We start from the raw sequence: 24,265 nt of genomic DNA, 5'->3' as shown, positions 1-24,265 counted from the left end.
CTGAACTCTTAAACCCAGCATGAGCCGCGGGGCTGGCTATGCCAGACCGCAGGCGGGCGGCCCCCTCGGGGGGCAGCGCATTACACGAAGTGAAAAGCGTGGGGGCCAAGTTATGATTCCTCATGAGCTTTTTTGCCGTTTTGTTTGCACTCATCATCGAACAGGCCCGTCCGCTGGCCCGCGGCAACTGGATTCATGCGGGATTTCGGGGCTGGGCCCGCTGGACCAACCGCAGCCTGGATGCCGGCAAACCGCACCACGGCTGGATCGCATGGACGGTCGCCGTGCTGGTGCCGGCGCTGGTCACCTTCCTGATTCACTGGCTGCTGTGGACCATCAACCCCGTGCTGGCTTTTGCATGGAACGTGGCAATCCTCTATGTCACGCTGGGCTTTCGGCAGTTCAGCCACTACTTCACGGACATACGCGACGCGCTGGATGACGGCGACGAAACGACAGCGCGCGAATTGCTGGCGCAGTGGCGCCAGGTCGATGCGAGCGAGCTTCCGCGCAGCGAAATTGTCCGCCACGTGATTGAATATTCGGTGCTGGCCGCGCACCGCCATGTGTTCGGCGTGCTGGGCTGGTTTTCGGTGCTCGCTGCGCTGGGGCTGGGGCCCGCAGGCGCCGTGCTCTACCGCATGAGTGAGTTCGTTTCACGCTACTGGGCCTATAAAAGAAGGACCGCCGCTGCAGCAGGCGAGGGCGCCAGCACGGCGTTGCAGCTTGCCGCAAGCCGTGCCTGGGGCGTGATTGATTTTGTGCCCGCCCGTGTCACCTCGCTGGGTTTCGCGGTGGTCGGCAGTTTTGAAGACGCCATTGATGCCTGGCGCAACTACACGCACCGGTTTCCGGTTGGCACTCCTTCGGCCTCTGAAAACCGCAACGACGGGATCATCCTGGCTGCCACGTCCGGTGCCGTGAACGTGCGCCTGGGCGGCGAAGCGCTCAAGACCACGTTTTCGGCGGACACCTCGCAAAGTTTCCAGGCGGGTGGCCTGGATGCGGAAGACGGCATCGCCACAGAAGCCACGCCTGGCCGGGAGCCCGAAGTGGCGCACCTGCGAAGCATCGTGGGGCTGGTGTGGCGTTCCGTGGTGCTGTGGATGGTCTTGCTGGCGCTGCTGACCCTGGCACGCCTGCTCGGATGAGCGGCAGCCTGCCTTCCGGGCAATCCTTCTGGAGCCCTGCGGTGCGCGGTCTTGTGCCGTATGTGCCGGGGGAGCAGCCCGGTGTTGCGGACCTGGTCAAGCTCAACACCAACGAGAACCCATACCCGCCATCGCCCCGTGTCGTTGCCGCCATCACGGCCGCGGCGCAAAACGGCCTGCAGCTTTATCCCGACCCGCAGGCCAATGCACTCAGGCGGGCGATTGCCGGCTACCACGGCATAGACACCGGCCAGGTGTTTGCTGGGAATGGTTCGGATGAAGTGCTGGCGCACGCTTTCTGCGCATTTTTCCGCCACGGCCAGCCGCTGTTGATGCCGGATGTCAGCTACAGCTTTTACAGGGTGTACTGCGGGCTCTATGGCATTGAGGCCGGGCTCGTGCCGCTGGATGCGTCCCTGCGCATCCATGTGGCGGATTACACCGCGCCATGCGCGGGCGTGGTGATTGCCAACCCGAACGCGCCCACCGGCACCGGCCTGCCGCTGGCGCAGATCGAGCAACTGTTGCAGCAACAGCCCGAGCGGGTTGTGCTGGTAGACGAAGCCTATGTGGATTTCGGCGGCGAAACCGCCATTGAACTGATTGCGCGTTATCCCAACCTGCTGGTGGTGCACACGCTGTCCAAGTCGCGCTCGCTGGCCGGATTGCGCGTTGGTTTTGCCGCCGGCCAGCGCCACCTGATTGAAGCCCTTGAGCGGGTGAAAGACAGCTTCAATTCCTATCCGCTGGACCGCCTGGCCATCGCCGGTGCCGTGGCGGCTTACGAGGATCGTGCTTATTTTGAAGCGACTCGCACGGCCGTGATCCAGAGCCGTGATCTGTTAAGCCGGCAGCTGCAAGGCCTCGGCTTTGACGTCTTGCCATCGCAGGCCAACTTCCTGCTGGCTCGCCATCCTGGCCACGACGCAGCGGCCTTCGCGGCCGGCTTGCGCGAAAAAAACATCCTGGTGCGCCATTTCAGGCAGCCGCGCATCGACCAGCATTTGCGCATCAGCGTGGGCACGCCGGCGCAGTGTGAGGCGCTGGTGCAGGCCTGCCGCGAGCTGCTCAAGGCCTGACGCTATTGCCCGGACGGGCGCTGCCCGTCAGTTCCCGTCAATATCGGGGTTGCGACAGCTCGGCAAATAGTTCGCTATACAAACGATAGCGGCTTGCGCTGATTCCGTCTGGGCTGGGCCCCGATTTGACCTTTGAAATCACCCCGCAACCCGGCTCATGCAGGTGGGTGCAGTTGTAGAACTTGCAGTCCTGGGCGTGCGCCTTGAGGTCGGGCATGTAGTTGGCCAGCTGCACTGGGTCAATGTGGTGCAGCCCGAACTCCTGAAAGCCCGGCGAATCAATCAGCGCGGTGCTCCTCTGACCGTCCGTCCCGGTATTCACCCAGTACAGCGTGGTACTTGTGGTGGTGTGTTTGCCTGAATTGAGGGCCTGCGATATTTCCGCCGTCAGCACCCGTGCATCGGGCACCAGCAGGTTGGTCAGGCTGCTTTTGCCCGCGCCTGAAGGTCCCAGCACCAGCGTCTTTTTGTCCCGCAGCAAGTCCGTCAGTTCCTGCAGTTCCGGGTGCGGGGCATCGGCCGGCCCGCTTGTCGCTGTTTTGGGCTTGATGGCCAGCGAGAGCATTCTGTAGCCCATGGCCCGGTAGGGCGCCAGCTTGGCCCAGGCGCGCCCGAAAGGCTCGGTGAGGTCGCTTTTGTTAAGGGCGATGATGGGGGTGATACCCTCTGCTTCAGCGGCAATCAACGCGCGGGTCAGCTGGCTTTCCGAAAACTCGGGCTCGGCTGCGATGAGGATCAGCACCTGGTCGAGGTTGGCGGCGAAGGACTTGGTGCGCATCTCGTCCTGCCGGTAAAACAGGTTGCGGCGCTCTTCAATTTTCTCGATGGTGCCTTCGTCTTCGGAAGGCAGCCAGCGAATGCGGTCTCCCACCACGGCCTGGCTTTTCTTGCCGCGCGGGTGGCAGATGAGGCGTTCGCCGGTGTCGGTTTCTACCAGCACATGGCGGCCAAAACCCGCCACCACCAGCCCGGGCCGCGTGCCTGCGACGGGCGCGGCGGCAGGGCGTGCCGGTTTGCTCAAGCCAGCAAGGCGTCAACCTTCGACGCACAGAAAAAGTCACTGACTGAAACACCATCGACGTCATGCGTGTTGAAACGCACGGTGCATTTGCCGTAGCTCACGGCCAGGTCGGGGTGATGGTCTTCGGCATTGGCAATGAAAGCCAATGCGTTGACGAAGGCGATGGTCTCGTAGTAGTTCTTGAAGCTGTAGGTTTTTTCCAGCGAACCGTCGATCAGGCGCCAGCCCAGGGCCTGCTCGCCATTGAGCTTGCTCAACTGGGTGACGATTTCCGTGGCGCTCAGGGCGCGGCGGTTTTGGTGGATCGGGTTGCTCATGTCGCGGTGCTTTCAACAGAAGGAATCATGCGGCCCAGCCGTTCGGAGGCGGGCGGATGCGAATAGTAAAACTTCACAAATACCGGGTCGGGCGTGAGGGTGCTGGCATTGTCCTGGTAGAGCTTGAGCAGGGCGCTCTGCAGGTCTTTGCCGTCGGTTTGCGCCACGGCATAGGCGTCGGCCTCGAACTCGTGTTTACGCGAGAACTGCGCAAACACCGGCGAGATGAAGAAGCTGAAGAGCGGCACCACCAGCAAAAAGAGCAGCAGCGCCAGGGCGTCATTGGCGCCGGTGAGGTTGGGCCGCACGCCCAGGCCGGTATAGAACCAGACCTGTGACGACAGCCAGCCCAGCAAGGCGAAACCGGCCAGGCTCATGGCAAACATCAAGACGATGCGTTTGATGATGTGCTTGTGCTTGAAATGGCCCAGCTCATGCGCGAGCACGGCGTCAACTTCACCGGGGTTGAGCTGTTTGAGCAGGGTGTCGTAAAACACCACGCGCTTGGCCGCGCCGAAGCCGGTGAAATAGGCATTGGCGTGGGCCGAGCGTTTGCTGCCGTCCATCACGAAGAGGCCTTTGGCCGCAAAGCCGCAGCGCTGCATCAGGGCTGTCACGCGCGCCTTCAGTGTCTCGTCTTCGAGCGGTTTGAACTTGTTGAACATCGGCGCGACGACGGTGGGGTAGAGCACCAGCACCAGCAGGTTAAAACCCATCCAGGCACCCCAGGCCCACAGCCACCACAGGCTTCCCGCGCTGCCCATCAGCCACAGGATGAGCGCCACGATGGGCAGGCCGATGACGATGCCGACCAGCGTCGACTTCACCAGGTCGGCCAGCCAGAGTTTCAAGGTCATCTTGTTGAAGCCGAAACGCTCTTCGATGCGGAAGGTGCTGTACAGGGTGAAGGGCAGGTCGAGCAAACCGCTGATGAGGCCAAAAGCGGCCAGCAGGGCCAGTTGCGGCACCAGCGCGCCCCAGGCGGCCAGGCCGGAACCGGCGATTGCCTGGTTCAGCGTGTCGATGCCGCCCAGCAGCGTCCAGCCCAGCAGCACGGCGGCGGCGAAAGCCATCTCCAGCATGCCGAAGCGTGCCTTGGCGATTGTGTAGTCGGCTGCCTTCTGGTGCGCCTGCAGCGAAATGGTGGCCGAGAAGGCGGCGGGCACCGCGTTCCGGTTCCGTGCCACATGGCGGATCTGCCGCGAAGCCAGGTAGAACTTCGTGAGCAGCCCCAACACCAGAAAGGCGGAAAACACCCCGGTGAAAACAAGCGAATAGTCGGTCATGGCTGGCAGTTTAGGCGATCAGCGAGAATCGCAAGATGCCTGAAACTGAACCCCTACTTAAAAAATCAGACCAGAACCTCGTCTGGCTGGACTGCGAAATGACCGGCCTCGACCCGGAAAAAGAGCGCCTGATCGAGATCGCCGTCATCGTCACAGGCCCGCAACTCACGCCGCGCATTGAGGGCCCGGTTCTGGCGATCCACCAGACCGACGAGTTGCTGGACCAGATGGACAACTGGAACAAGGGCACCCATGGGCGCAGCGGCCTGATCGACAAGGTCAAGGCCAGCACCGTGGACGAGGCAGATGCCGAAGCGCAGATTCTGGCTTTTTTGGCCCGATACGTTCCCAAGGGTGTTTCACCGCTGTGCGGCAACACCATCAGCCAGGACAGGCGCTTCCTGGTCAAGTACATGCCCAAACTCGAAGCCTTCCTGCACTACCGCAACGTTGACGTCAGCACCTTCAAGGAACTGGCCAAGCGCTGGAGTCCCGAGGTTTACAGCGCCTTCAAAAAGCGCCAGAGCCACACCGCCCTGGCCGATGTGCACGAGTCGATTGACGAACTTGAGCACTATCGGCAACACTTCCTGAAGTGAATTCTGCGTAAGTCATTTCGGGGTTTTAGCCAGACAGGACAAGCGCAAGCAGCTATTGAAATGATAGCGGGTGCGCACGGTACAGGCTGACGGCAGGAAGCCGCGATGCCCCCGGTTGAGCAGGGGATTGGTAGAAACCCGTAAAGCACGCTATAATCGTGGGCTTGCAGTGCACTGGGTGCCCTGCATTTGTACATCTACCTCACACTTTTGACTCCAATAACGGAGTCACCGCTTCGGGCACATTTCTGCTGCCTGGACCGCATATTCGTTTGATGGTTGATGTTTTATTAACCATGAACGAATCCTCCGCATCGCGGGGGTGAAGTTTCCTGTTCCTTCGCCAAAAGCGTTGCGCACAGGTGATTAGTGAGAAAAAACATGACTGACTCTTTTGAGGCTCGTGGCGACGTTTTGCCCGACACAAATATTGATACCACCGCTGAAGCCGTGATCCACGTGATTCCGGACTTCTCTTCGGACGAGCCTTCGGCAGCCGCAACCTCCCTGGAAGCTGTTGCAGCCGAACCCAACGGTTTCGTGAAGCTGGGCCTGGCCAAGGAACTCCTGCAAGCTGTCGCCGACATGGGTTTTACCCAGCCGACGTCCGTGCAGATGGCCACCATCCCCAAGGCCATGCAGGCCCTGGACCACGACGCCAAGAACGACCCCAAAGCCAAATTCACCGACCTGCTGGTTTCCAGCCAGACCGGTAGCGGCAAGACCGCAGCCTTCCTGCTGCCTGTGCTGCACACCCTGCTGAAACAGCAGGAAGAAGCCGAGCGTTTTGAGCGTTCCGAATTTGAACGCCTGAGCGCCGAAGCCGTCGCCCGCGGCGAAGCACCCCTGAAAAAACCCAAGCGCAAGGACCCGACCAGCCCGCGCAACTTCAAGGCTGCCACGCCCGGTGCACTGATCCTGTGCCCGACGCGTGAATTGGCCCAGCAGGTTTGCGCCGACGCAATCGACCTGGTTCGCCATTGCCGCGGCCTGCGCATTGCCAACGTGGTGGGCGGTATTCCTTACCAGCTGCAAATTGCCAAGCTGCAAAATGCCGACCTCGTGGTGGCCACCCCCGGCCGCCTGCTCGACCTGCAGCGCAGCATGCAGATCAAGCTGGACCAGGTGCAGTTCCTGGTCGTCGACGAAGCCGACCGCATGCTGGACCTCGGCTTTGCCGACGACCTGACCGAAGTCAACCAGCTCACGATCGAGCGCAAGCAGACCATGATGTTCAGCGCCACGTTTGCGCCGCGCATCATGCAACTGGCCACGCGTGTGATGCGCCAGCCGCAGCGCGTCGAGATCGACTCGCCGCATGAAAAACATGCGTCGATCACCCAGTCTCTGCTGTGGGCCGACAACATGACCCACAAGCGCAAGCTGCTGGATCATTCGCTGCGCGACACCACCATGAACCAGTCGATCGTGTTTGCCTGCACCCAGGTTGAATGCGACGGCCTGGCCAATGACCTGGTGCAGGAAGGCTTCAGCGCTGTGGCGCTGCATGGCGCACTGGGCCAGGGCCTGCGCAACCGCCGCCTGATGGCTTTCCGCGACGGCCGTGTCCAGATCCTGGTCGCTACCGATGTGGCTGCCCGCGGCCTGGACGTTCCGTCGATCACCCACGTGATCAACTACGGCCTGCCGATGAAAGCCGAAGACTACGTGCACCGCATTGGCCGTACCGGCCGCGCCGGCCGCGAAGGCCAGGCGATCACGATTGCCGAGTTCCGCGATCGCCGCAAGATCCAGGACATCGAGCACTACATGCAGCAGAACCTCAAGCCCAGCGTGATCGCCGGTCTGGAGCCACAGCAGCGCTTTGCCCCGACCTCCGATCGCCCACGCGGCAACTTCGGCGGTGACCGCGGCGACCGCGGTGGCCGCAGCTTCGGCGGTGGTGGTGATCGTGGCGGCTATGCCGGCCGCAAGCCTGCAGGTGGCTTTGGCGGTGGTGCTGGCGGTGGCGGCTTCGGCGCACCTCGTCACAACGACCGTGACGATCGTGCTCCCTTCCAGGGCCGCGCTCCTGGACCACAGGGTGGCTATGGCGACCGTTCCGGTTTCAATGACCGCGGCCCGCGCCGTCAGGATGACCGTGGTTTTGGTGGCGGCAACAACACCGGCTTTGCGCCGCGTGAAGACCGCAACTTCGCTCCGCGCAACGAAGGCTTTGCTTCCCGCAATGAAGGTTTCGCACCGCGCCCTGACTTTGCCAACCGCAAGCCTGGTTTTGCCAAGCCTGCCGGCAAGGTGTTTGTGCCCCGCGATGCGGCCAAGAAACCCGGCAAGTTCTCCAAGCCCTTTCGCGATTGATGCTTAATTAAGCATCGCCAGCAAGGGCAAATAAAAAAGCCGCCCCGGACAATGTCTGGGGCGGCTTTTTTTATGGCCCCGTGCGGACTGGGGGCCGCACCCGCGGACACCTGCAACGCCCGCTGAAGTTATGATGCGATGGCCGCGCCGGCAGTCCGGCGCTTGCCAAAAAACACATCCACATGCACGCAGCCGCCTGGCCTCCTCTTTCAAAGAACTGACTCTTTGCTTCCTGCGCACCCGGACGTCCGTCCTGTTGCAAGGCTGAAGCACTGCCCGCACCCGCCGGATCGCCCCAGGCGGGGTGCCTGATCCCGACCGCCTTTTTCATTTGTGACGATCCCGCATCGTCCGCGATCACGTTCATCTCTCTTTTTTGGAAATCGTCATGTCCCTGTTCAATACCCTGGTGGCCTCTGCCATCCCGCTGGCGCCGCACGCGCTGATCCGCAAAGTCTCGCGCCGTTATATCGCCGGTGACACCGTGGCCGATGCGATCAACCGCATCGTGGCGCTCAATATCGATGGTTTTTCCGCGACCGTCGACGTCCTGGGCGAAACCGTCAAATCCTTGTCTCAAGCCGACGACACGACGCGCGAATACCTCAAGGTGCTTGAAGCGATCGCGCGTGAGGGACTGCGCGCGAACATCTCGGTCAAACCGACAGCGCTCGGCCTGCTGCTCGACGCGGCCCATTGCGAGCGCAATATGGAACGCCTGCTCGACGCAGCGAAGGCGCACTCAATTTTTGTGCGCATCGATATGGAGGACGCCAGCTGCACGCAGCGCGAGATCGACTTGTTGCTGCGCCTGAAAAAGCGTGGATATGCCAATGTCGGCCTGGTGCTGCAGGCCTACCTCAACCGCACCGATGACGATATTGGCCCGCTGCTCGGCGCGAGTGAAAACCTGCGCGTCTGCAAAGGCATCTATGTCGAGGCGCGCGAGCATCTCGTGGAGGGCGCCTGGCACGACCGGCGCGCGATCAACCCGCACTTCCTGCGCCAGATCGCGCGTTGCTTTGACAGCGGCACCTTTGTCGGCGTCGCGACGCATGACGAGGAGCTTGTGGACCAGGTGATCACACTGGCGCGTAGCCGACGTGTGGCCAACTCGGCGTTCGAGTTCCAGATGCTGCTCGGCGTGTGTGAAGGCCTGCGGGACCGGCTGTTGGCCGAAGGCTACGCGGTCCGCATCTATGTGCCTTGCGGCAAGGACTGGTACGGTTACAGCATGCGGCGCATCAAGGAAAATCCGCGCATCGCGGGTTATCTGGTGCGCGCCTTGTTGACTCGCTGAGCGCTTCAGCTCATGCCGTTGCGGCTGGCCAGTTCGACAAACAACGCCGACTGGTCCAGGTCCGTCAGGCCGTTTTCAACACCTTCGGCATAGAGCCGTTCAAAGAGTGCCGTGACCGGTGCTTCAAAGCCGATCTCCTGTGCGGTGGCCAGCGCATTGCGCATGTCCTTGAGCTGGATGTCCATGCGGGCGCGCGGCGCGAAGTCGCGCTCCAGCATGCGCTGGCCGTGCAGCTGCAGCACGCGGCTGTCGGCAAAGCCGCCGGTAATCGCTTCCTTGACTTTGGCCATGTCGGCCCCGCCGCGCGCGGTGAACAGCAGGGCCTCGGCCACCGCGCCTATGGTGATGCCCACAATCATCTGGTTGGCCAGCTTGGTGAGCTGGCCGCTGCCGTGCGGGCCCACGTGAACGGCGTGGCCAAAGTGCTTGAGCACAGGCAGGGCCCGCGCGAAGTCTTCCGCCTTGCCGCCGGCCATGATGGCCAGCGTGCCGCTTTGCGCGCCGCCCGGGCCGCCTGAAACCGGCGCATCCACATGGGCGATGCCCAATGCGCCCAGGCGAGCTGCATGGTCGCGCGCTTCGCGCGGCTGGATGGAGGCCATGTCCAGAAAGAGCGCGCCCTGTTTCATCGCGGCGGCCACGCCCTGCGTGAACAGCACGTCTTCCACGACCGGGCCGCTTTCGAGCATGCTGATGACGATGTCGGCAGCGGCCACCGCGGCACTGGCTTGCGTATGTTGCGTGGCGCCTAGCGCCGCCAGCGGGCCGGCCTTGCCCGGCGTGCGGTTCCATGCCTGCAGCGTGTAGCCCGCTTCGCACAGGCGCCTGGCCATGGGCAGGCCCATGATGCCCGTACCCAAAAATGCGATGCGGGGCAGGGGCGTGTCGCTGGTGATGGTCAATTCGTGTCCTCAGAATGGCTTTGAGTCATCATGAAGGAACCGGCGGGAAGAAGGCTGTCAGGCAGCTTTCTAGGCCGCTTTTTTCAGCGCCGGCGCAAACATGCTTTCCATCTCCTGGCGCACTTTCCAGGCGTGGGTCGATGTGTCCATCGCCACATCGGCCCAGCTCAGGCTCTGCCCCTTTTTGACTGCGCGCACGACCTTCACGTTATGCGCCAGGCCCAGGGGCAGCCCGCCCATCTTCATGGAAGTATCGGCCGGCAGCAGCTTGCCCCACACGGTATAGCCGCCTTCGCCGTCCAGCATGTCGCCGGGTTTCAGGTCACGTTTGGCAGTGGCCACCACATCGGCGTTCCAGCAGGTCGCCACACCGGTGGGTTCACCGCGCAACGCCACGCTGGCCACGGACACGCCGACTTCCAACCCGATCAGGTGCCAGCGTTTGTACAAGGTGAAGTAGCGCCCGCTCGGGTCGGTGTGGGCGTTGTATTCCTCAAAGCAGTTCTTGATGTAGTCGGTCTCGGCTTCAACGGTGACCCAGACGCCCATGCGGATGTCGTAGGGAATCTTGCGGCCGTTGGCTTCCAGCGACGAGATAACTTCGACCATGCCCTTGCGTTCGAGAACGCCACCTTCACTGATGGGCCGTGTCACGTACGGAATGTCTTCCACGCTGGCCGGCGGGTAGAGCAGGCCGTTGCTGGGCACGGTCAGGCCCGTGGCGTTGGCCACGGCAGTCGATTCGATGGAAGGCTTGGATCCGTCGAGAAAGCTGTTGAACATCTTCGGGTTGAGCCCGCCGCGCGCGGCCTGCTCGGGCGTCAGGCCATAGTTTCCCCACACCGTCTCGGGCGTGGATTCGCAAAAATGCGGCAACCACTTGTGGCCACGGCCCGCCGCCACCACCGGGAAGCCGCAAGTGCGCGCCCAGTCCACGAGGTCGCAGATCAGCGCCGGCTGGTCACCGAAAGCCAGCGAATACACCACGCCGGCCTCTGCGGCCTTGCGCGCCAGCAGCGGGCCGCAGAAAGCGTCGGCTTCCACCGTGACATTGACCACATGCTTGCCGTGTGCGAAGGCTTTCAGGCAATGCTCTACCGCCGCGATCGGGTTGCCGGTGCATTCCACAATGATGTCGATCTGCGGATGCGTGACCACCGCCTGCCAGTCGTCAGTGATCCAGGTTGCTCCTGTTTTTATAGCTGCTTGCGCAGATTCTGCCTGGGTTAGAGCCGGATTCCACCCTACACGGGCAAGGTTGGCGCGCGCCGCGTCGGGCGACAGGTCGGCAATCGCCACCAGGTGCACGCCCGGTGTCCGCGGCACTTGCGCCAGGTACATGGAGCCGAATTTGCCGGCGCCTATGAGGCCTATGCGCACCGGTTTGCCTTCGGCCGCGCGCTGCTGGAGTTTGGTGTAAAGGTTCATGGATGAGGGGTCTTGCTGATTAATTTCGATAGATCTTGTTTGCTTTTGGACCGAAGATGAAGGGGGTTGTCATCTCAGGTAATTCCAATTTGCGCAGTTCGATAAGGTCTTTGTATTGACTCGTTCTTGATTCCGCGCATTCGATGTACATGGTTTTTTTTTCTCCCACGCGTACTACGACGCCCGCTTCTTCTTCAGGGAAACGCGCTGAGGAAAATTGGTACACGGTGTACGACGCTTGGCCGATTTTGAAATGAAGATTACCTGCACCTGTCCAACCATTCGGGCTACGTACGGAAAACTGAAACGCTTCCCTGGCGTGCATTTGAGTCGTAGCCGGATATGTCAGCTCGGGAGTCTGACCTAGTTTGCCAAAACGGTATTGCATGTAGGCATTCGCTGATGTCTGGGCAGATGTGCGGCAAATCGACATGTGTTTATCGCTTTTCCCCGCGATTGGGCACGACAACACGACCAGCTCGTGCGTTTCGCAATGAGTGCCTGGACCACCGAGTTCCTCGGCAATTGCGAGTGGTGCAATAAATTGGCCAATTCCGAAAGCGATACAAGCCAGGCGATTCATATTCATCATCAGTTCTCCCAATGGTTACGCAGCCAATTTCAGTTCTTCCATCGACGTTTGCAGCGCGCTCGCCGGCACGCCGTCTTTCCACGGCAAGTCCACCGGGTAGTCTTTGAGCAGGCAGTCGTCGGGCAGGCATTCAATCGGCGTGAAGTCGCGGTGGGCGATGTATTCAGGGCGTTTGTGGCGGCGGATGTGGTTGCTCACCGCGCACAGGCTCAGGTAAACGCTTACCCGGTTGAAGGGCGAAAGGTTGCTGCCCGAGGCGTGCACCAGGCAGGAGTGAAAGAGGATCATCGAGCCGGCCGGGCCCTTGGGGCTGACGATGCCGCCTTGCTTTCCACCGGCGCGCTGCACCAGCTGGCGGATCAAATCGTTGTCCACCGTCCAGAGCGGGTAGCTGGTGGTGGTGAGGTCGTGTTTGGCATCGACCACGCCCTTTTTGTGGCTGCCGGGGATGAACATCAGCGGGCCGTTGTGCTCGGTCACGTCGTCCATGAAAATGGCCACGTTCATCGCGCGTTCGGTGGGCATCATGTCGTCGTTCAGCCAGGTGCCATAGTCCTGGTGCCATTGCCACACGTCGCCTTCAAACGCCATCTTGCCGTTGATCTTGAACTGGTGCATGTAGAGCTTTTCGCCTAGCAGGTCTTCCACCGGCTCGATCATGCGCGGGTGCCGCGCGAGCCGGGCAAACGGCTCGCTGTACATGTGCGCGGCGAAGTTGGTACGCACCGCGTCCTTGCCTTTTTCACGCACGTTGTAGTCTTCGCGCCGGCTGTAGAGCTCGGGCACGGCATCGTTGAGCGCCCGGGTTTCTTCAGGCGTGAAGAGGCCGGGGAAAAACAGGTAGCCGTCGCGGTCGAATTGCGCAAGTTGTTCCGGGGTCAGTTTCATCGCATGTCTCCTGTTGCGTGTTGTCGGGTGTTCAGGGCGCCGCGCGGGCGCCGGTTTGGCCGAGTGCGCTGGACAGCAGGTTTGCCAGGTTGTGGCCCGCTTCCTCGCCATGCTCGCGGATCAGCGCTTCGGCCTGGGTTTCATCACCGGCCGCGATGGCCTCGGCAATGGCTTCGTGCTCATCCCAGATCGATTCGCGCATGGTTGATACCTGCAGCACAGCACCCATGGCGCGGCGGATGTGGTGCCAGTGCAGCTGGGCGCTCTGGGCGATCAGCGGGTTGCCCGAGGCGGTGTAAATGGCCGCGTGAAATTGCGCGTCGGTCGCCATCATGGCCTTGACGTCACCGCCCCGCGCGGCCTTTCGGCCCCGGCTGATCAGTTGCGGGTCGAGCCGGCAGCGGCCTTGCGCGGCCAGCCGGGCGGCCAGTGCATCGAGTGCGCTGCGTACCTGGTAGATCTGCACGAGCCAGGCCACGTCCAGTGGCGCCACCAGCACGCCGCGCCCCGGGGCGTCCAGTACAAAGCCGTCCTTCTTCAAAAGGCGCAAAGCCTGCAGTACCGGTTGTCGCGACACCGCGAGTTGCTCGGCAATGTCTTCCTGCATGATGCGCGCACCCGGCGCCAGCGAGCCTTCGCTGATGGCGTCCAGCAGGCTGCGGTAGACCTGGTCGACGAGGTCGGGCGTGGATTCGATTTTGATCAGTTGTTGTGGCATGTTAGTACTCTGTATACAGAATACATTGCGACTGAAGACCTGAAGTTTCGGGTTTACCCGTAAATGGTTGCGGGCGGCCGGGCTGTGCCAAGATGGCACCCGTTGAAGCTGTTTTGATACTTTCAGGAGAAGAACAATGACCCAGCCCGATCCCGCCTGGCTTGACCGCATGTACAACAACCGGGCTTTGGTACCGGACCACGGGGTGTATTTCGCTCGCTGGGCTGACAGCTCGCAGGCCATTCGCAAGCGCGTGCCCTGCCAGATCGATATTCCCTATGGCAACCATGCGGGTGAAATGCTCGACGTGTTTCCGGCGGGTGATTTCGCCACACAGGGCGGCACCCAGGGCCTGGCCGGTGCGCCGGTGCTGGTGTTCATTCACGGCGGGTACTGGCGGTCTCTCGACAAGGCCGACCATTCCTTTGTGGCGCCGGCTTTTACGCAGACGGGCGCCTGTGTCGTGGTGCCGAACTATGCGCTTTGCCCCGCGGTGACCATTCCCCAGATCACCATGCAGATGGTGGCGGCGCTGGCCTGGGCATGGCGCCACATTGCCCATTACGGCGGGGACCCATCCCGCATCACGGTGGTGGGCCATTCAGCCGGTGGGCACCTGGCTGCCATGCTGATGGCGTGCGACTGGAAGGCCTATGCCGGCGACCTGCCTGCAGACCTGCTGAAAAATGCCTTGTCGATTTCCGGCCTGTACGACCTTGAACCCATGCGCCACACGCCTTTCCTGAAGGATTCGCTGAAACTCACACCTGAACAGGTGCTCAAGGCCAGCCCGGCCCTGCTGCCGGCGCCGGGCCGCGGCACCCTGTACAGCGTGGCAGGTGCCGACGAAAGCGCGGAGTTCCTGCGACAGAACGTGTTGATCCAGCAGGCCTGGGGCTCCGGGGTGGTGCCGGTCTGCGAATCCCATCTGGGGCGCAACCACTTCAGCATCCTGGAGGCGCTGACGGAGCCGTCTCACCGCCTGCACCGGCTTGCATTGCAACTGCTGGCGGCTGGCCAGCGTTAGCTAACCAGCCTAGATATCGACGTCGTACTCCAGCACCACGTCGGACGCCGGCAGGCCACCCCGGATCGCCCAGTTTTCGCGTGACGCCTCACGCAGCAGCACTTTCACGTGATCTGCGGGAATGCCGCACAGCCCGAGCTTTTGCACGATGACCTGGTACAGGGCGCGTTTGGTTTCCAGGGATCGCCCGACAAAGCAGTCGATCGTCACCAGCGTGTAGCGGTCCCCTTTGTCTGCCGGCGCACGAAAGCGCTGCGGCTCATGGATAACAAGCCGGACGGAGGTCGTCCAGAGCGGTACCTTCAGCGCAGAGGTCAACGCCTCCTGGACGGCGTCCATGAGGGCTGCTTCTTCTTCGCCGGAATAGGGCCGGCGTACTTCAATGGCTGCGGTGGGCAAGGGGAGTGAGTCTCTTCAGGAACAAGGCCTATTGTCGCCGGAGCCGGCCTTGCTACTATTTGTTACCGCCGGCCTACATCAGCAGGTGTTCACCGGCGTTGTCGCCGCCCAGGGTCACATAGTTGACCTTGCGAATGTCCAGCAGCTTCGTGCCGCCGGCGTAGCTGATGGAGCTCTGGATGTCTTCTTCCATCTCGCGCAAGGTATCGGCCAGCGTGCCCTTGACCGGCTCCAGGATGCGCTTGCCTTCGACGTGCTTGTACTCGCCCTTGTTGAAGTCCGAGGCGCTGCCGTAGTATTCCTTGAAGAGCTTGCCGTCCACCTCGACGGTCTTGCCCGGGCTTTCTTCCAGGCCTGCGAGCATGGAGCCGATCATCACCATGGTCGCGCCAAAGCGCACCGACTTGGCGATGTCGCCGTGTTCGCGAATGCCGCCGTCGGCAATGATGGGTTTGGTCGCCACGCGCGCGCACCACTTGAGCGCCGACAGCTGCCAGCCGCCGGTGCCGAAACCGGTTTTCATCTTGGTGATGCAGACCTTGCCGGGGCCGATGCCGACCTTGGTCGCGTCGGCACCCCAGTTTTCGAGGTCGATCACCGCTTCGGGCGTGCCCACGTTGCCGGCGATCACGAAGGACGCCGGCAGCTTCTGCTTGAGGTAGGCGATCATCTTCTGCACCGTGTCGGCATGGCCGTGTGCAATGTCGATGGTGATGTAGTCGGGCACCAGGCCCTCGGCGGCCAGGCGGTCCACCGTGTCGTAGTCGGGTTTCTTCACGCCCAGGGAGATCGAGGCGTAGGCGCCGCGGGCTTTCATGTCTTTCACGAACTGGACGTTGTCCAGGTCGAAGCGGTGCATCACGTAGAAGTAGCCGTTCTTCGCCATCCAGGCGCAGATCTCCTCATTGACGACCGTCTTCATGTTGGCCGGCACCACCGGGATGCGAAAGCTGCGCCCGCCCAGCGTCGCGCTGGCGTCGCATTCCGAACGGCTTTCCACGCGGCATTTGCGCGGCAGCAGCAGGATGTTGTCGTAGTCGAAGATTTCCATGATTCCCAAGCCTTTGAAAAAACTGTTGAAGAAACAGAAGGCGCTTGGACTGGACCGGTTTTGTTTGCGGGCGCTTGGCAAGTAGACAAGGCAGAAACAAAAAACCGGGCGCAATTGCTTGGGCCCGGTGATTGATTCTATGCGCCTCTCAAGCGGGCGCTACCCCGCAAAGCGGTATAGCCTTTATATGCATAGTGGCATCTTGATAACCCGGGCTTGAGGCGCCAGCCTCAGCGCACCTCGACCTCGGCCACGCGCACGGTCTCCCGCCCGCGCGCCAGCCGCAAGGTCGTCCACTCGTCACGCGCCTGCGGCGTGCCGAACCCGGTGGTAACGCGCACCATCACGGTGGTGCCGGCCGACAGCACCTGCTGGCGGTGGCCATAGAACTGCGCCTCTACGCTGTACTTGCCGGCTTTGGCGGTTTTCAGCGAAAACTCCTCGGGACCATAGCCGCCCGTGGCGTCGGGGCTCATGGCGCCGCCCTGGTGGGTCAGACGGTTCGCATAGCTGGCCCTTTCGCCGTTCGGGTCGCTCACCCACATGTCGATGTCGGTGTCGTCGCTGTCCCAGGCCATCACCACACGCAAGGCCAGCGGCAGGTTGCGGCGCAGGCGCGTGTCCACACGGCTCATGTCCAGCGCCGGCTGGCCGCTGGCGGCGGGCTGGGCGGCAATCGCGTTGAGTTCAGCCAGCGCAATCATGTTGATGCCGGCGAAGCGGCCGTTCCAGGGCTGCGACACGACTTCCCACAAGGCGTTGACGGCGCGCTGCGGCTGGCCGCTCTCGGCCAGCGCCAGGCCCAGGTCGCGCCAGGATTGCGGCTCGTTGGGCGCCAGTTCGCTGATGCGTTCGAACACCGGCACGGCCAGGTCGTTGCGGTGCGCCTGCACCAGGCGGTAGGCGTACAGGCGCAGCAGCTGGCGGTTTTCCAGGTTCATCTCGGCCAGATTGGAGAGCACGCGCAGCCCCAGCTCGGGCAGGCCGCGGTCAAAGAACACGCCGGCTGCATCCATGTAGAAAGAGCTGCTGCTCAAGTAGGCGGCGCGCTCATCCAGGTAGACGCGGTACAGCTCGTCCTTGCCGGCATTCTGCAGGCGCTTCATGTAGGGCGCGTCGGGCAGCCAGGCCTGCAGCGCGATGGTGGCTACGGGCGCTGCTGTAACCGCCTTGGCGCTGCGTTTGTCCATGGCGTCGGAGCGTGCTTCGGCCATCATGGCGGGTGCGGCTGCGGGGGCTGCAGCGGCAGGGGCAGCAGGGGCGAAGGAAAGTGGTGCTGCGGGTGCGCCCTGGGCTTGCTCGCGCGACCGCGCTGTGCCGGCCAGACTGCCCAGGCCACCCTGGCTGATGTGCTTCTCGGCCTTGGGCTCCGCATGTTTGGGTGCTTCCTTGGGAAAGTCCCTGCCCCACCAGCGCTGCTTCTCCTCAAACTGCCTCACCATGGCCTCGATGTGCGCCTGCCGTGTCTGCGTAGCCTGTGCGAGTTGCTGCTGGCCCAGCCGCGCCACTTCATCCGCCAGCTCGGGCGGGGCAGGGAGGTTGTAGCGGGCATAGTCGGTGGCCAGCTCCAGCACGATCAGCGAACTGTTGAGCCCCACGACACCGTGCGCCGCCGCGATGCGCTGAAGTTCTGCGCTGTGCAGGCCGGCATTTTCAGCCAGCTCGGCGCTGCGCCATTGGGCCCACTGCTGGCCGGGCCAGTGGCCGCTGACCGGCTTGGCGCTGACCTGCAGCGCCAGTGTGCGCTTGCGGCCGTCCGGGTGCGCCAGCGTGATGTCGATGCGGGCGGTACTGTCTTGCAGCTCACCGGCCACTGAAATGCGGCCCTGGTTGATCCGCGTTGTCGGCGTCACGAGTTGCCGCGCGGACAGGCTGTCCAGCTTCTCAATACGCCAGCCGTGCATCAGCATGGCTTGCGCGCCCTCGTCGGGCGATTGCAGCGCGGCATCGACCAGCGCTCCGCCGGTGCGGTCGGCCAGCCTGGCCAGCCGCGCCATGTCGGCGGAGGCTGCGCCATTGATCACCATCACCGGTGCCGTGTGGGTGTAGCGAATGAGTTTTTTGCCGTCCGTCATCAGGCCGTCCGTCACCATCAGGGTGGTGTCCACGTCGGCGGGAATGGGCAGGTCGTCAAAATTGCTGGAGCCGTCGAAGGGCTCTGCGCGCAATGCATCGGCCAGTTCACCGAAGCGGCCCGGCGTGACGGTGAAGCTGCGCACAGCCTCGGCCTTGTTACGCACCACGAGCAGGCTGAGCTTGACGGGCTTGCCCAGCTTGCGGAAGTAGGCCTCCAGCACCGGCAGCACCCGGGCCTGCGCGGCGGCCGAAGCCGATGCGTCCCACACCAGTGCGATGTGGGCAGGGGCGGGCCGTCTCACCAGCTCATCGCGCACATCGAGTTGCCCGGCAAAGAACGGCTTGCCGGCAGATTCACCGACCATGACCTGCGGCTTGCCGGTGCGGCGCAGCGCCAGCTGAAGCCAGCCCGCAGGGCCCTGGGGGGCCTGCCAGTGGTTTTTTTGCAGGGCCAGTTCCGTGCCGGTGGCGCTGGCGTTCAGCTCGGTGCCGGCGGGCGCCTGCAGCAGTTCCACATCCCGGTGGGCGGCGCCGTGGGCGCGCACTTTCACCTGCAATTGGCCCACGCTTGACGCGAACACCAGCGGCACCCTCAGCACGCCCGCATCACGCTGGCGCGGCAGGGTTTCGTTGAACGTGATGAGCACGCGGCGCTCCCCCTGGGCCGGGATGGGATAAACGCGCAGCTTGTACTGGTTGCCGGCGGCGGCTTCCAGCAGTCCCGGGTCTACGCGCCTGCGGCGTATGTCTTCAAAGATCTCCTGGCCTTTGGCCTTGGGCACGGGCACTGCGTCGCGCAATTGGCCGTTGATATCCAGCGCGAAGCCGGTCACGACCTGGCCCTCCTGCAGCGGGAACTGCAGCTCGCCTTCGAGCACGCGGGGGTTGGGGTTGAAAAGGCTCAGCTCAACGCTGGTACGGGCCTGGTCGCCGAAGAGGTCGACTTCGATGGAAACGGCCCGCAGCTGGATGGGCTGGCCCGCATGGTTCACGGCGATGACCGGCGGCCGCCAGTCGGGCGGCGGGGCGAATTTTCCGTTGGGGAAAGGCTGCGGCATCGGGCTGAGCGCCAGTGCTTGCAGGCTGAAGCAGGCTGCGGCGGTGGCCTGAAGGAGGCGGGCGGCAGTCAGCCGGGTGAACCCGCGAAAGACGTGAAAGCCGTTTGGCATGAAAACCCCTTTTGTTGTTGGCGATGCACCGTTAAACGGCGCGCGCAATACAAAGGGGTTAAACGGCCTCAAATATTTTTCAGGGCGCGCAGCGCGACTGCGCCGCGGCCACCACCAGGCCTTTTTCGTTTTCTACCCAGCCCACCACGCGCATCCGGTCGGGGTTGGCGCCCTCCGCAATGCTCATGGAGCGTGCATCAAAGAACCTGTTTTGCTCTGTTTTTGATAGCTGCTTGCGCCCGTCCCAATTGGTCTGGAGCACGTTTCGAATCAAATTCCGCTCAACCGGGGAACCCTCGGTGCCGGCCGGCAAGGTTTCGACCAGGGCAAGCCAGGCTATCCATTGGCGGCCCTTGGCGGCTGCCGGGACGGGCTTGAGCTCGATGGAGGCGCCAAGATAACCGCTCAGCGGCAGGCCATGCGCGACACGCAGGGTGGCGCCCTTGATGGCTTTGACGGGCGAGGTGTTGGCCAGGCTTTGTGCGGGGACGGCTTGGCGCAGCGCCTCCAGCCGTTGCAATCCTTCGCTTGCGGCGACGGCGGACAGCGGGGCGTCGCTGCCCTTGTCGCCAGGAACCACCCAATCCAGCGCAACCTGGCCGGCCGTGGCCTTGGGAGTGGCCGGGTCGGCCCAGCAGGTGTCGCAGTTGGCGTTGATAAAACGCTCAAGCAGCGTCACTGGCCGGCCCTGGCCGTCGCTGGAGCAGGACGACTGTGCGCGCGCCATGCCGGCAAAACCGAGACCCGCCGCCAAAAGGCAGCCAGCCAGCCAAGCAGGCCCTGATGGGCCCAAACCTGTAGTCATGAAAACCCCAAATACGGCTATGTTCGCAGAAGCTGCGGCCGGGCGGGGATTTACGGGTTTCCCGGTCACAGTCTGGCGGGTGCAGAAGAAACTGAACCATACAATTTCAAAAGAAGCAAAGTTGAACCCGCGGCGCGAGCGGTGTTACCCTGCGCGCAGTCTTTCACAATTGCAGCGGCATGCCTGGCATACCGTTGCGCGAACCCATAGCCAATGCCTGCCATGAACGAAATCCCCACTTCTACCTCCACCTGTGACGTACTGATTGTGGGCGGCGGTCCGGCCGGCTCCACCATTGCAGCCTTGCTGGCCGCCCAGGGGCGCGACGTGGTGCTGCTCGAAAAAGCGCACCACCCGCGGTTCCACATCGGTGAATCGCTGCTTCCGGCCAATGTCGAGCTTTTCGAACGCCTGGGGGTGCGCGACCAGGTTGACCGCATCGGCATGCCCAAATGGGGCATTGAGTTTGTTTCGCCCGAACACGCGCACTGCAGCTACATCGAATTCGCCGATGCCTGGGACAAGTCCATGCCTTCGGCCTGGCAGGTGCGGCGCTCTGAACTGGACGAACTGCTGTTTCGCAACGCGGCGACGCGTGGGGCAAAAACGCTCGAAGGCTGCACCGTGCGCGATGTGGTGTTTGACGCGGAAGGCGCCACCGTGCAGGCGGAGCTGGACGACGGCGCGAAGCGCAGCTGGCGGGCCCGTTTTGTGGTGGACGCTTCCGGACGCGACACGCTGCTGGCGAACAAGCTGCGCTCCAAAGCCAAGAGCAAGGAACACAACAGCACGGCGCTGTTTGGCCATTTCACGAATGTCGAGCGGCTGCAAGGCAAGCGCGAAGGCAACATCAGCATCTGCTGGTTTCCCCACGGCTGGTTCTGGTTTATTCCGCTGGCCGACGGCACCACCAGCGTTGGCGCGGTGTGCTGGCCGTATTACCTGAAGTCGCGCGAAAAGCCGCTGCGCGAGTTCTTCATGGACACCATCGCCCTGGCCCCGGAGCTGAAACGGCGCCTTGCCAATGCCACGCTGGTCGATGACGCGGTGCACGCCACCGGTAATTTTTCGTACAGCAGCACCCATGCCACCGGCGACCGCTACCTGATGCTGGGCGATGCATTCACCTTCATCGACCCGATGTTCTCTTCAGGCGTTTACCTCGCAATGCACAGCGCTTTTGACGGCGCCGAGCTGGTGGCCACTGCGCTTGACCAACCGGCCGACCTGCCCGCTGTGCGCAAAAGCTTCGAAGCCATGATGCGCAAGGGCCCCAGGGAGTATTCGTGGTTCATCTACCGCGTGACCAACCCGACCATCCGGCACATGTTCATGCACCCGGCCAATCCGCTGCGCGTCAAGGAAGCCCTGCTGTCGCTGCTGGCCGGCGACATTTTCGGCAAGACGCCTTTCTGGGGCCGGCTGCGCATGTTCAAGGCGATCTATTACGGTATTTCGCTGGCGAATTTCCGCCGTACCTGGGACGGCTGGAAGCGCCACCGCATGGCCATCCGCGACGTGGGAGCGCTCAAGGGTGAGACCATCCTGAAGACGGACGCGAGCTAGAGCCCCCACGGTCGCTCACTGCGTGTAGCCCCGAGGCCTTGCAGGCCGCGGCCCCGGCTGGTGAAGAGAAATCTGCCTCCGGCGTACGGGGAGTATCCCGGCACCGTGCTGGTACCGTTGATCTTTCTACAATGGGGGATGTTCCCAGAAGTCCCCAGCTCCCCTCTCCTGCAAAACCTCAATCCGGAGCAACTCGCAGCGGTCACGCTGCCCAATACGCATGCGCTGATTCTGGCCGGCGCCGGGTCCGGCAAGACCCGGGTGCTGACGACACGCATCGCCTGGCTGCTGCAAACCAGCCAGGTGTCGCCCGGCGGCATTCTGGCTGTCACCTTCACCAATAAAGCCGCCAAGGAAATGATGGCGCGCCTGTCGGCCATGCTGCCGGTGAATGTGCGCGGCATGTGGATAGGCACCTTCCACGGTTTGTGCAACCGCTTTTTGCGCGCCCACTACAAGCTGGCCAACTTGCCGCAGAGTTTTCAGATTCTCGATACGCAGGACCAGCTCTCGGCCATCAAGCGCCTGTGCAAGCAGCACAACGTTGACGACGAACGTTTTCCGCCCAAACAGCTGATGTGGTTTATTGCCGGCAACAAAGAAGACGGCCTGCGCGCCAAAGACGTGCAGGTGCGCGACGAAGAAGGCCGCAAGAAGGTCGAAATTTATGCGCTGTATGAAGAGCAGTGCCAGCGCGAAGGCGTGGTCGATTTCGGCGAGCTCATGCTGCGCAGCTACGAACTGCTGCGTGACAACGTCCCCGTGCGTGAGCACTATCAGCGGCGTTTTCGCCACATTCTGATCGACGAATTCCAGGACACCAACAAGCTGCAGTACGCCTGGATCAAGATGCTGGCAGGGCAAGGGCCCGATGCGGCCCAGGGCACGGACGCCATGCCCGGTGGCTCGGTGGTGGCCGTGGGCGACGACGACCAGAGCATTTACGCTTTTCGTGGCGCACGCGTGGGCAACATGGCTGACTTTGTGCGCGAGTTCGATGTCAAGCACCAGATCAAGCTCGAGCGCAACTACCGCAGCTTCGGCAATATTCTGGATTCAGCCAACGAGCTGATCAGCCACAACAGCAAGCGCCTGGGCAAGAACCTGCGCACCGAAGCGGGGCCGGGCGAACCGGTGCGTGTGTATGAATCCACCAGCGATTTTGCCGAGGCCCAGTGGTTTGTAGATGAAGTGAAGCAACTGGTGCGTGACGGCACCGAGCGCAAGGAGATCGCGCTGCTTTACCGCAGCAATGCGCAAAGCCGGGTGATGGAAACCGCGCTTTTCAATGCCGGGGTGCCTTACCGCGTCTATGGCGGCCTGCGCTTTTTCGAGCGCGCTGAAATCAAGCATGCGCTGGCTTACCTGCGCTTGCTGGAGAACCCGCACGACGACACCAGCTTCATGCGTGTCGTCAATTTTCCGCCGCGCGGGATTGGCGCGCGCAGCATTGAGCAGCTGCAGGATATTTCGCGCGCGGCCGGCTGTTCGCTGTACGACGGCGTGAGTGCCGTGCCGGGCAAGGCAGGCGCGAACCTCGGCGCCTTTGCCGCCAAGATCCAGGTGCTGAGCGAGCAGACCACGGGGCTGACGCTGCGGGAGATTATCGAGCTGGTGCTGCAGCACAGCGGCCTGGAAGAACACTACAAGACCGAAAAGGAAGGCCAGGACCGGCTGGAGAATCTGGCCGAACTGGTCAATGCCGCCGAGTCTTTCGTCAGCCAGGAAGGCTTTGGCCGTGATGCCGTTGCGCTGCCGGTCGATGAACTGGGCGGGCGGCTCACGCAGTCGCCGGCCAGCCAGGGGCTGGATGCGTCCGCGCCGCTCGTCAGCGAGCCTTTGCCCGAGGCCCTGGCGCCCGACACGGAAACCGGTGAAACGCTGTCTCCGCTGGCGGCCTTTCTCACGCACGCCGCGCTGGAGTCGGGCGACAACCAGGCCCAGGCCGGACAGGATGCGGTGCAGCTCATGACCGTGCATTCGTCCAAAGGGCTGGAGTTTGACTGCGTGTTCATCACCGGCCTGGAAGACGGCATCTTCCCGCACGAGAACTCCATGAGCGACCGTGACGGTCTGGAGGAAGAACGCCGCCTGATGTATGTCGCGATCACGCGCGCGCGCAAGCGCCTGTACCTCAGTCATTCGCAAACCCGCATGCTGCATGGTCAGACGCGCTACAACCTCAAGAGCCGGTTTTTTGACGAGTTGCCGGAAGCCGCCCTCAAGTGGATCACGCCGAAGAATCCCGGTTTTGCGTCGGGAATGGGTTCCGGCGGATGGCCTGGTGCTAGCAATTCAGGAGCTGGTGGCGCACGTGGAGATTGGGCTAGCGGCGTTTTTTCTTCAAAATCCGGCAGCGCAGAGCGTTTTGCCAACCCACCGGTGCCGCCTCAGAAGAATGCGCCTTCGCATGGACTCAAAAGCGGCATGGAAGTGTTCCATGCCAAGTTCGGCGAAGGAAAAGTGCTGATGCTGGAGGGCAGCGGCGACGATGCGCGCGCACAGATCAACTTCACACGCCATGGCGTGAAGTGGCTGGCCCTGAGCGTGGCCAAGCTGACGGTGGTGTAGT

20 protein-coding genes are annotated in these 24,265 nt (G+C 62.7%); 8 read left to right on the top strand and 12 right to left on the bottom strand.

Annotation, left to right across the window (positions count from 1 at the left end):
- Window positions 1-122: 122 nt before the first annotated feature.
- Both AC1DWQ_RS01325 and hisC read left to right on the top strand, forming a co-directional pair.
- Complete coding sequence (locus AC1DWQ_RS01325; RefSeq protein WP_457279969.1) at window positions 123-1,151, top strand: CobD/CbiB family protein; 1,029 nt, start codon at window positions 123-125, stop codon at window positions 1,149-1,151.
- The gene (gene hisC / locus AC1DWQ_RS01320) at window positions 1,148-2,230 is read left to right on the top strand and encodes a histidinol-phosphate transaminase (protein ID WP_477668031.1); all 1,083 of its coding nucleotides are present in this window, start codon (window positions 1,148-1,150) and stop codon (window positions 2,228-2,230) included. The genes AC1DWQ_RS01325 and hisC overlap by 4 nt, the downstream gene beginning before the upstream one ends.
- Before the next feature lie 37 nt (window positions 2,231-2,267).
- Here the strand turns inward: hisC and rsgA are convergent, their stop codons facing one another.
- From rsgA to AC1DWQ_RS01305, 3 genes are read right to left on the bottom strand one after another with little or no spacing between them, the layout of a single operon-like run.
- On the bottom strand, window positions 2,268-3,251 hold the full coding sequence (gene rsgA, locus AC1DWQ_RS01315; RefSeq protein ID WP_477668030.1) for a ribosome small subunit-dependent GTPase A: 984 nt from the start codon (window positions 3,249-3,251) through the stop codon (window positions 2,268-2,270).
- The gene (locus AC1DWQ_RS01310; protein ID WP_436157846.1) at window positions 3,248-3,568 is read right to left on the bottom strand and encodes a 4a-hydroxytetrahydrobiopterin dehydratase; all 321 of its coding nucleotides are present in this window, start codon (window positions 3,566-3,568) and stop codon (window positions 3,248-3,250) included. The genes rsgA and AC1DWQ_RS01310 overlap by 4 nt, the downstream gene beginning before the upstream one ends.
- Window positions 3,565-4,854 (bottom strand): M48 family metallopeptidase, encoded by a 1,290-nt coding sequence (locus AC1DWQ_RS01305; RefSeq protein WP_477668029.1) that lies wholly within the window; start codon window positions 4,852-4,854, stop codon window positions 3,565-3,567. The genes AC1DWQ_RS01310 and AC1DWQ_RS01305 overlap by 4 nt, the downstream gene beginning before the upstream one ends.
- A 35-nt stretch (window positions 4,855-4,889) precedes the next feature.
- On the opposite strand from AC1DWQ_RS01305, the gene orn reads away from it, so the two are divergent.
- The 3 genes from orn to AC1DWQ_RS01290 all read left to right on the top strand — a co-directional run bounded on the left by orn (window position 4,890) and on the right by AC1DWQ_RS01290 (window position 9,072).
- Window positions 4,890-5,453 (top strand): oligoribonuclease, encoded by a 564-nt coding sequence (orn, locus tag AC1DWQ_RS01300; protein ID WP_457279974.1) that lies wholly within the window; start codon window positions 4,890-4,892, stop codon window positions 5,451-5,453.
- A gap of 381 nt (window positions 5,454-5,834) precedes the next feature.
- Complete coding sequence (locus AC1DWQ_RS01295; RefSeq protein WP_477668028.1) at window positions 5,835-7,772, top strand: DEAD/DEAH box helicase; 1,938 nt, start codon at window positions 5,835-5,837, stop codon at window positions 7,770-7,772.
- Window positions 7,773-8,160: 388 nt separating this feature from the next.
- Complete coding sequence (locus AC1DWQ_RS01290) at window positions 8,161-9,072, top strand: proline dehydrogenase family protein (RefSeq protein ID WP_477668027.1); 912 nt, start codon at window positions 8,161-8,163, stop codon at window positions 9,070-9,072.
- 5 nt (window positions 9,073-9,077) lie between these two features.
- Here the strand turns inward: AC1DWQ_RS01290 and AC1DWQ_RS01285 are convergent, their stop codons facing one another.
- The 5 genes from AC1DWQ_RS01285 to AC1DWQ_RS01265 all read right to left on the bottom strand — a co-directional run bounded on the left by AC1DWQ_RS01285 (window position 9,078) and on the right by AC1DWQ_RS01265 (window position 13,600).
- Window positions 9,078-9,974 (bottom strand): NAD(P)-dependent oxidoreductase, encoded by an 897-nt coding sequence (locus AC1DWQ_RS01285; RefSeq protein ID WP_477668026.1) that lies wholly within the window; start codon window positions 9,972-9,974, stop codon window positions 9,078-9,080.
- A gap of 69 nt (window positions 9,975-10,043) precedes the next feature.
- A complete protein-coding gene (locus AC1DWQ_RS01280; protein WP_477668025.1) occupies window positions 10,044-11,402 on the bottom strand; it encodes an NAD(P)H-dependent oxidoreductase in 1,359 nt (452 codons plus the stop codon).
- A gap of 19 nt (window positions 11,403-11,421) precedes the next feature.
- Window positions 11,422-11,994, bottom strand: coding sequence for a hypothetical protein (locus AC1DWQ_RS01275; RefSeq protein ID WP_477668024.1), 573 nt, complete (start codon window positions 11,992-11,994; stop codon window positions 11,422-11,424).
- Between the two features lie 15 nt (window positions 11,995-12,009).
- Window positions 12,010-12,882 carry a phytanoyl-CoA dioxygenase family protein gene (locus AC1DWQ_RS01270; RefSeq protein WP_477668023.1) on the bottom strand — a complete coding sequence of 291 codons (873 nt, stop codon included), beginning with the start codon at window positions 12,880-12,882 and terminating at the stop codon, window positions 12,010-12,012.
- Window positions 12,883-12,913: 31 nt separating this feature from the next.
- On the bottom strand, window positions 12,914-13,600 hold the full coding sequence (locus tag AC1DWQ_RS01265; RefSeq protein ID WP_477668022.1) for a GntR family transcriptional regulator: 687 nt from the start codon (window positions 13,598-13,600) through the stop codon (window positions 12,914-12,916).
- A 136-nt stretch (window positions 13,601-13,736) separates the two neighbouring features.
- Here AC1DWQ_RS01265 and AC1DWQ_RS01260 point away from each other — a divergent pair, with 136 nt between their 5' ends.
- The gene (locus AC1DWQ_RS01260) at window positions 13,737-14,627 is read left to right on the top strand and encodes an alpha/beta hydrolase (protein ID WP_477668021.1); all 891 of its coding nucleotides are present in this window, start codon (window positions 13,737-13,739) and stop codon (window positions 14,625-14,627) included.
- Window positions 14,628-14,636: 9 nt separating this feature from the next.
- Here the strand turns inward: AC1DWQ_RS01260 and AC1DWQ_RS01255 are convergent, their stop codons facing one another.
- From AC1DWQ_RS01255 to AC1DWQ_RS01240, 4 genes are all read right to left on the bottom strand, one after another.
- The gene (locus AC1DWQ_RS01255; RefSeq protein WP_477668020.1) at window positions 14,637-15,026 is read right to left on the bottom strand and encodes a tautomerase family protein; all 390 of its coding nucleotides are present in this window, start codon (window positions 15,024-15,026) and stop codon (window positions 14,637-14,639) included.
- A 73-nt stretch (window positions 15,027-15,099) separates the two neighbouring features.
- Window positions 15,100-16,077 carry a GMP reductase gene (locus AC1DWQ_RS01250; RefSeq protein WP_477668019.1) on the bottom strand — a complete coding sequence of 326 codons (978 nt, stop codon included), beginning with the start codon at window positions 16,075-16,077 and terminating at the stop codon, window positions 15,100-15,102.
- A gap of 230 nt (window positions 16,078-16,307) precedes the next feature.
- Complete coding sequence (locus AC1DWQ_RS01245) at window positions 16,308-19,322, bottom strand: VIT domain-containing protein (protein ID WP_477668018.1); 3,015 nt, start codon at window positions 19,320-19,322, stop codon at window positions 16,308-16,310.
- A gap of 79 nt (window positions 19,323-19,401) precedes the next feature.
- Window positions 19,402-20,049, bottom strand: coding sequence for a hypothetical protein (locus AC1DWQ_RS01240; protein ID WP_477668017.1), 648 nt, complete (start codon window positions 20,047-20,049; stop codon window positions 19,402-19,404).
- A gap of 300 nt (window positions 20,050-20,349) precedes the next feature.
- On the opposite strand from AC1DWQ_RS01240, the gene AC1DWQ_RS01235 reads away from it, so the two are divergent.
- Window positions 20,350-21,693 carry an NAD(P)/FAD-dependent oxidoreductase gene (locus AC1DWQ_RS01235; RefSeq protein ID WP_477668016.1) on the top strand — a complete coding sequence of 448 codons (1,344 nt, stop codon included), beginning with the start codon at window positions 20,350-20,352 and terminating at the stop codon, window positions 21,691-21,693.
- 138 nt (window positions 21,694-21,831) lie between these two features.
- Entirely contained in the window at window positions 21,832-24,264 is a 2,433-nt protein-coding gene (locus AC1DWQ_RS01230) for a UvrD-helicase domain-containing protein (protein WP_477668015.1), read from the top strand.
- Window position 24,265 lies beyond the last annotated feature (1 nt).

The sequence above is a fragment of the Polaromonas sp. P2_G11 genome (assembly GCF_056403595.1).
Note: the sequence above shows the minus strand (reverse complement) of the source record. Positions and strands in the feature narration are given on the sequence as shown.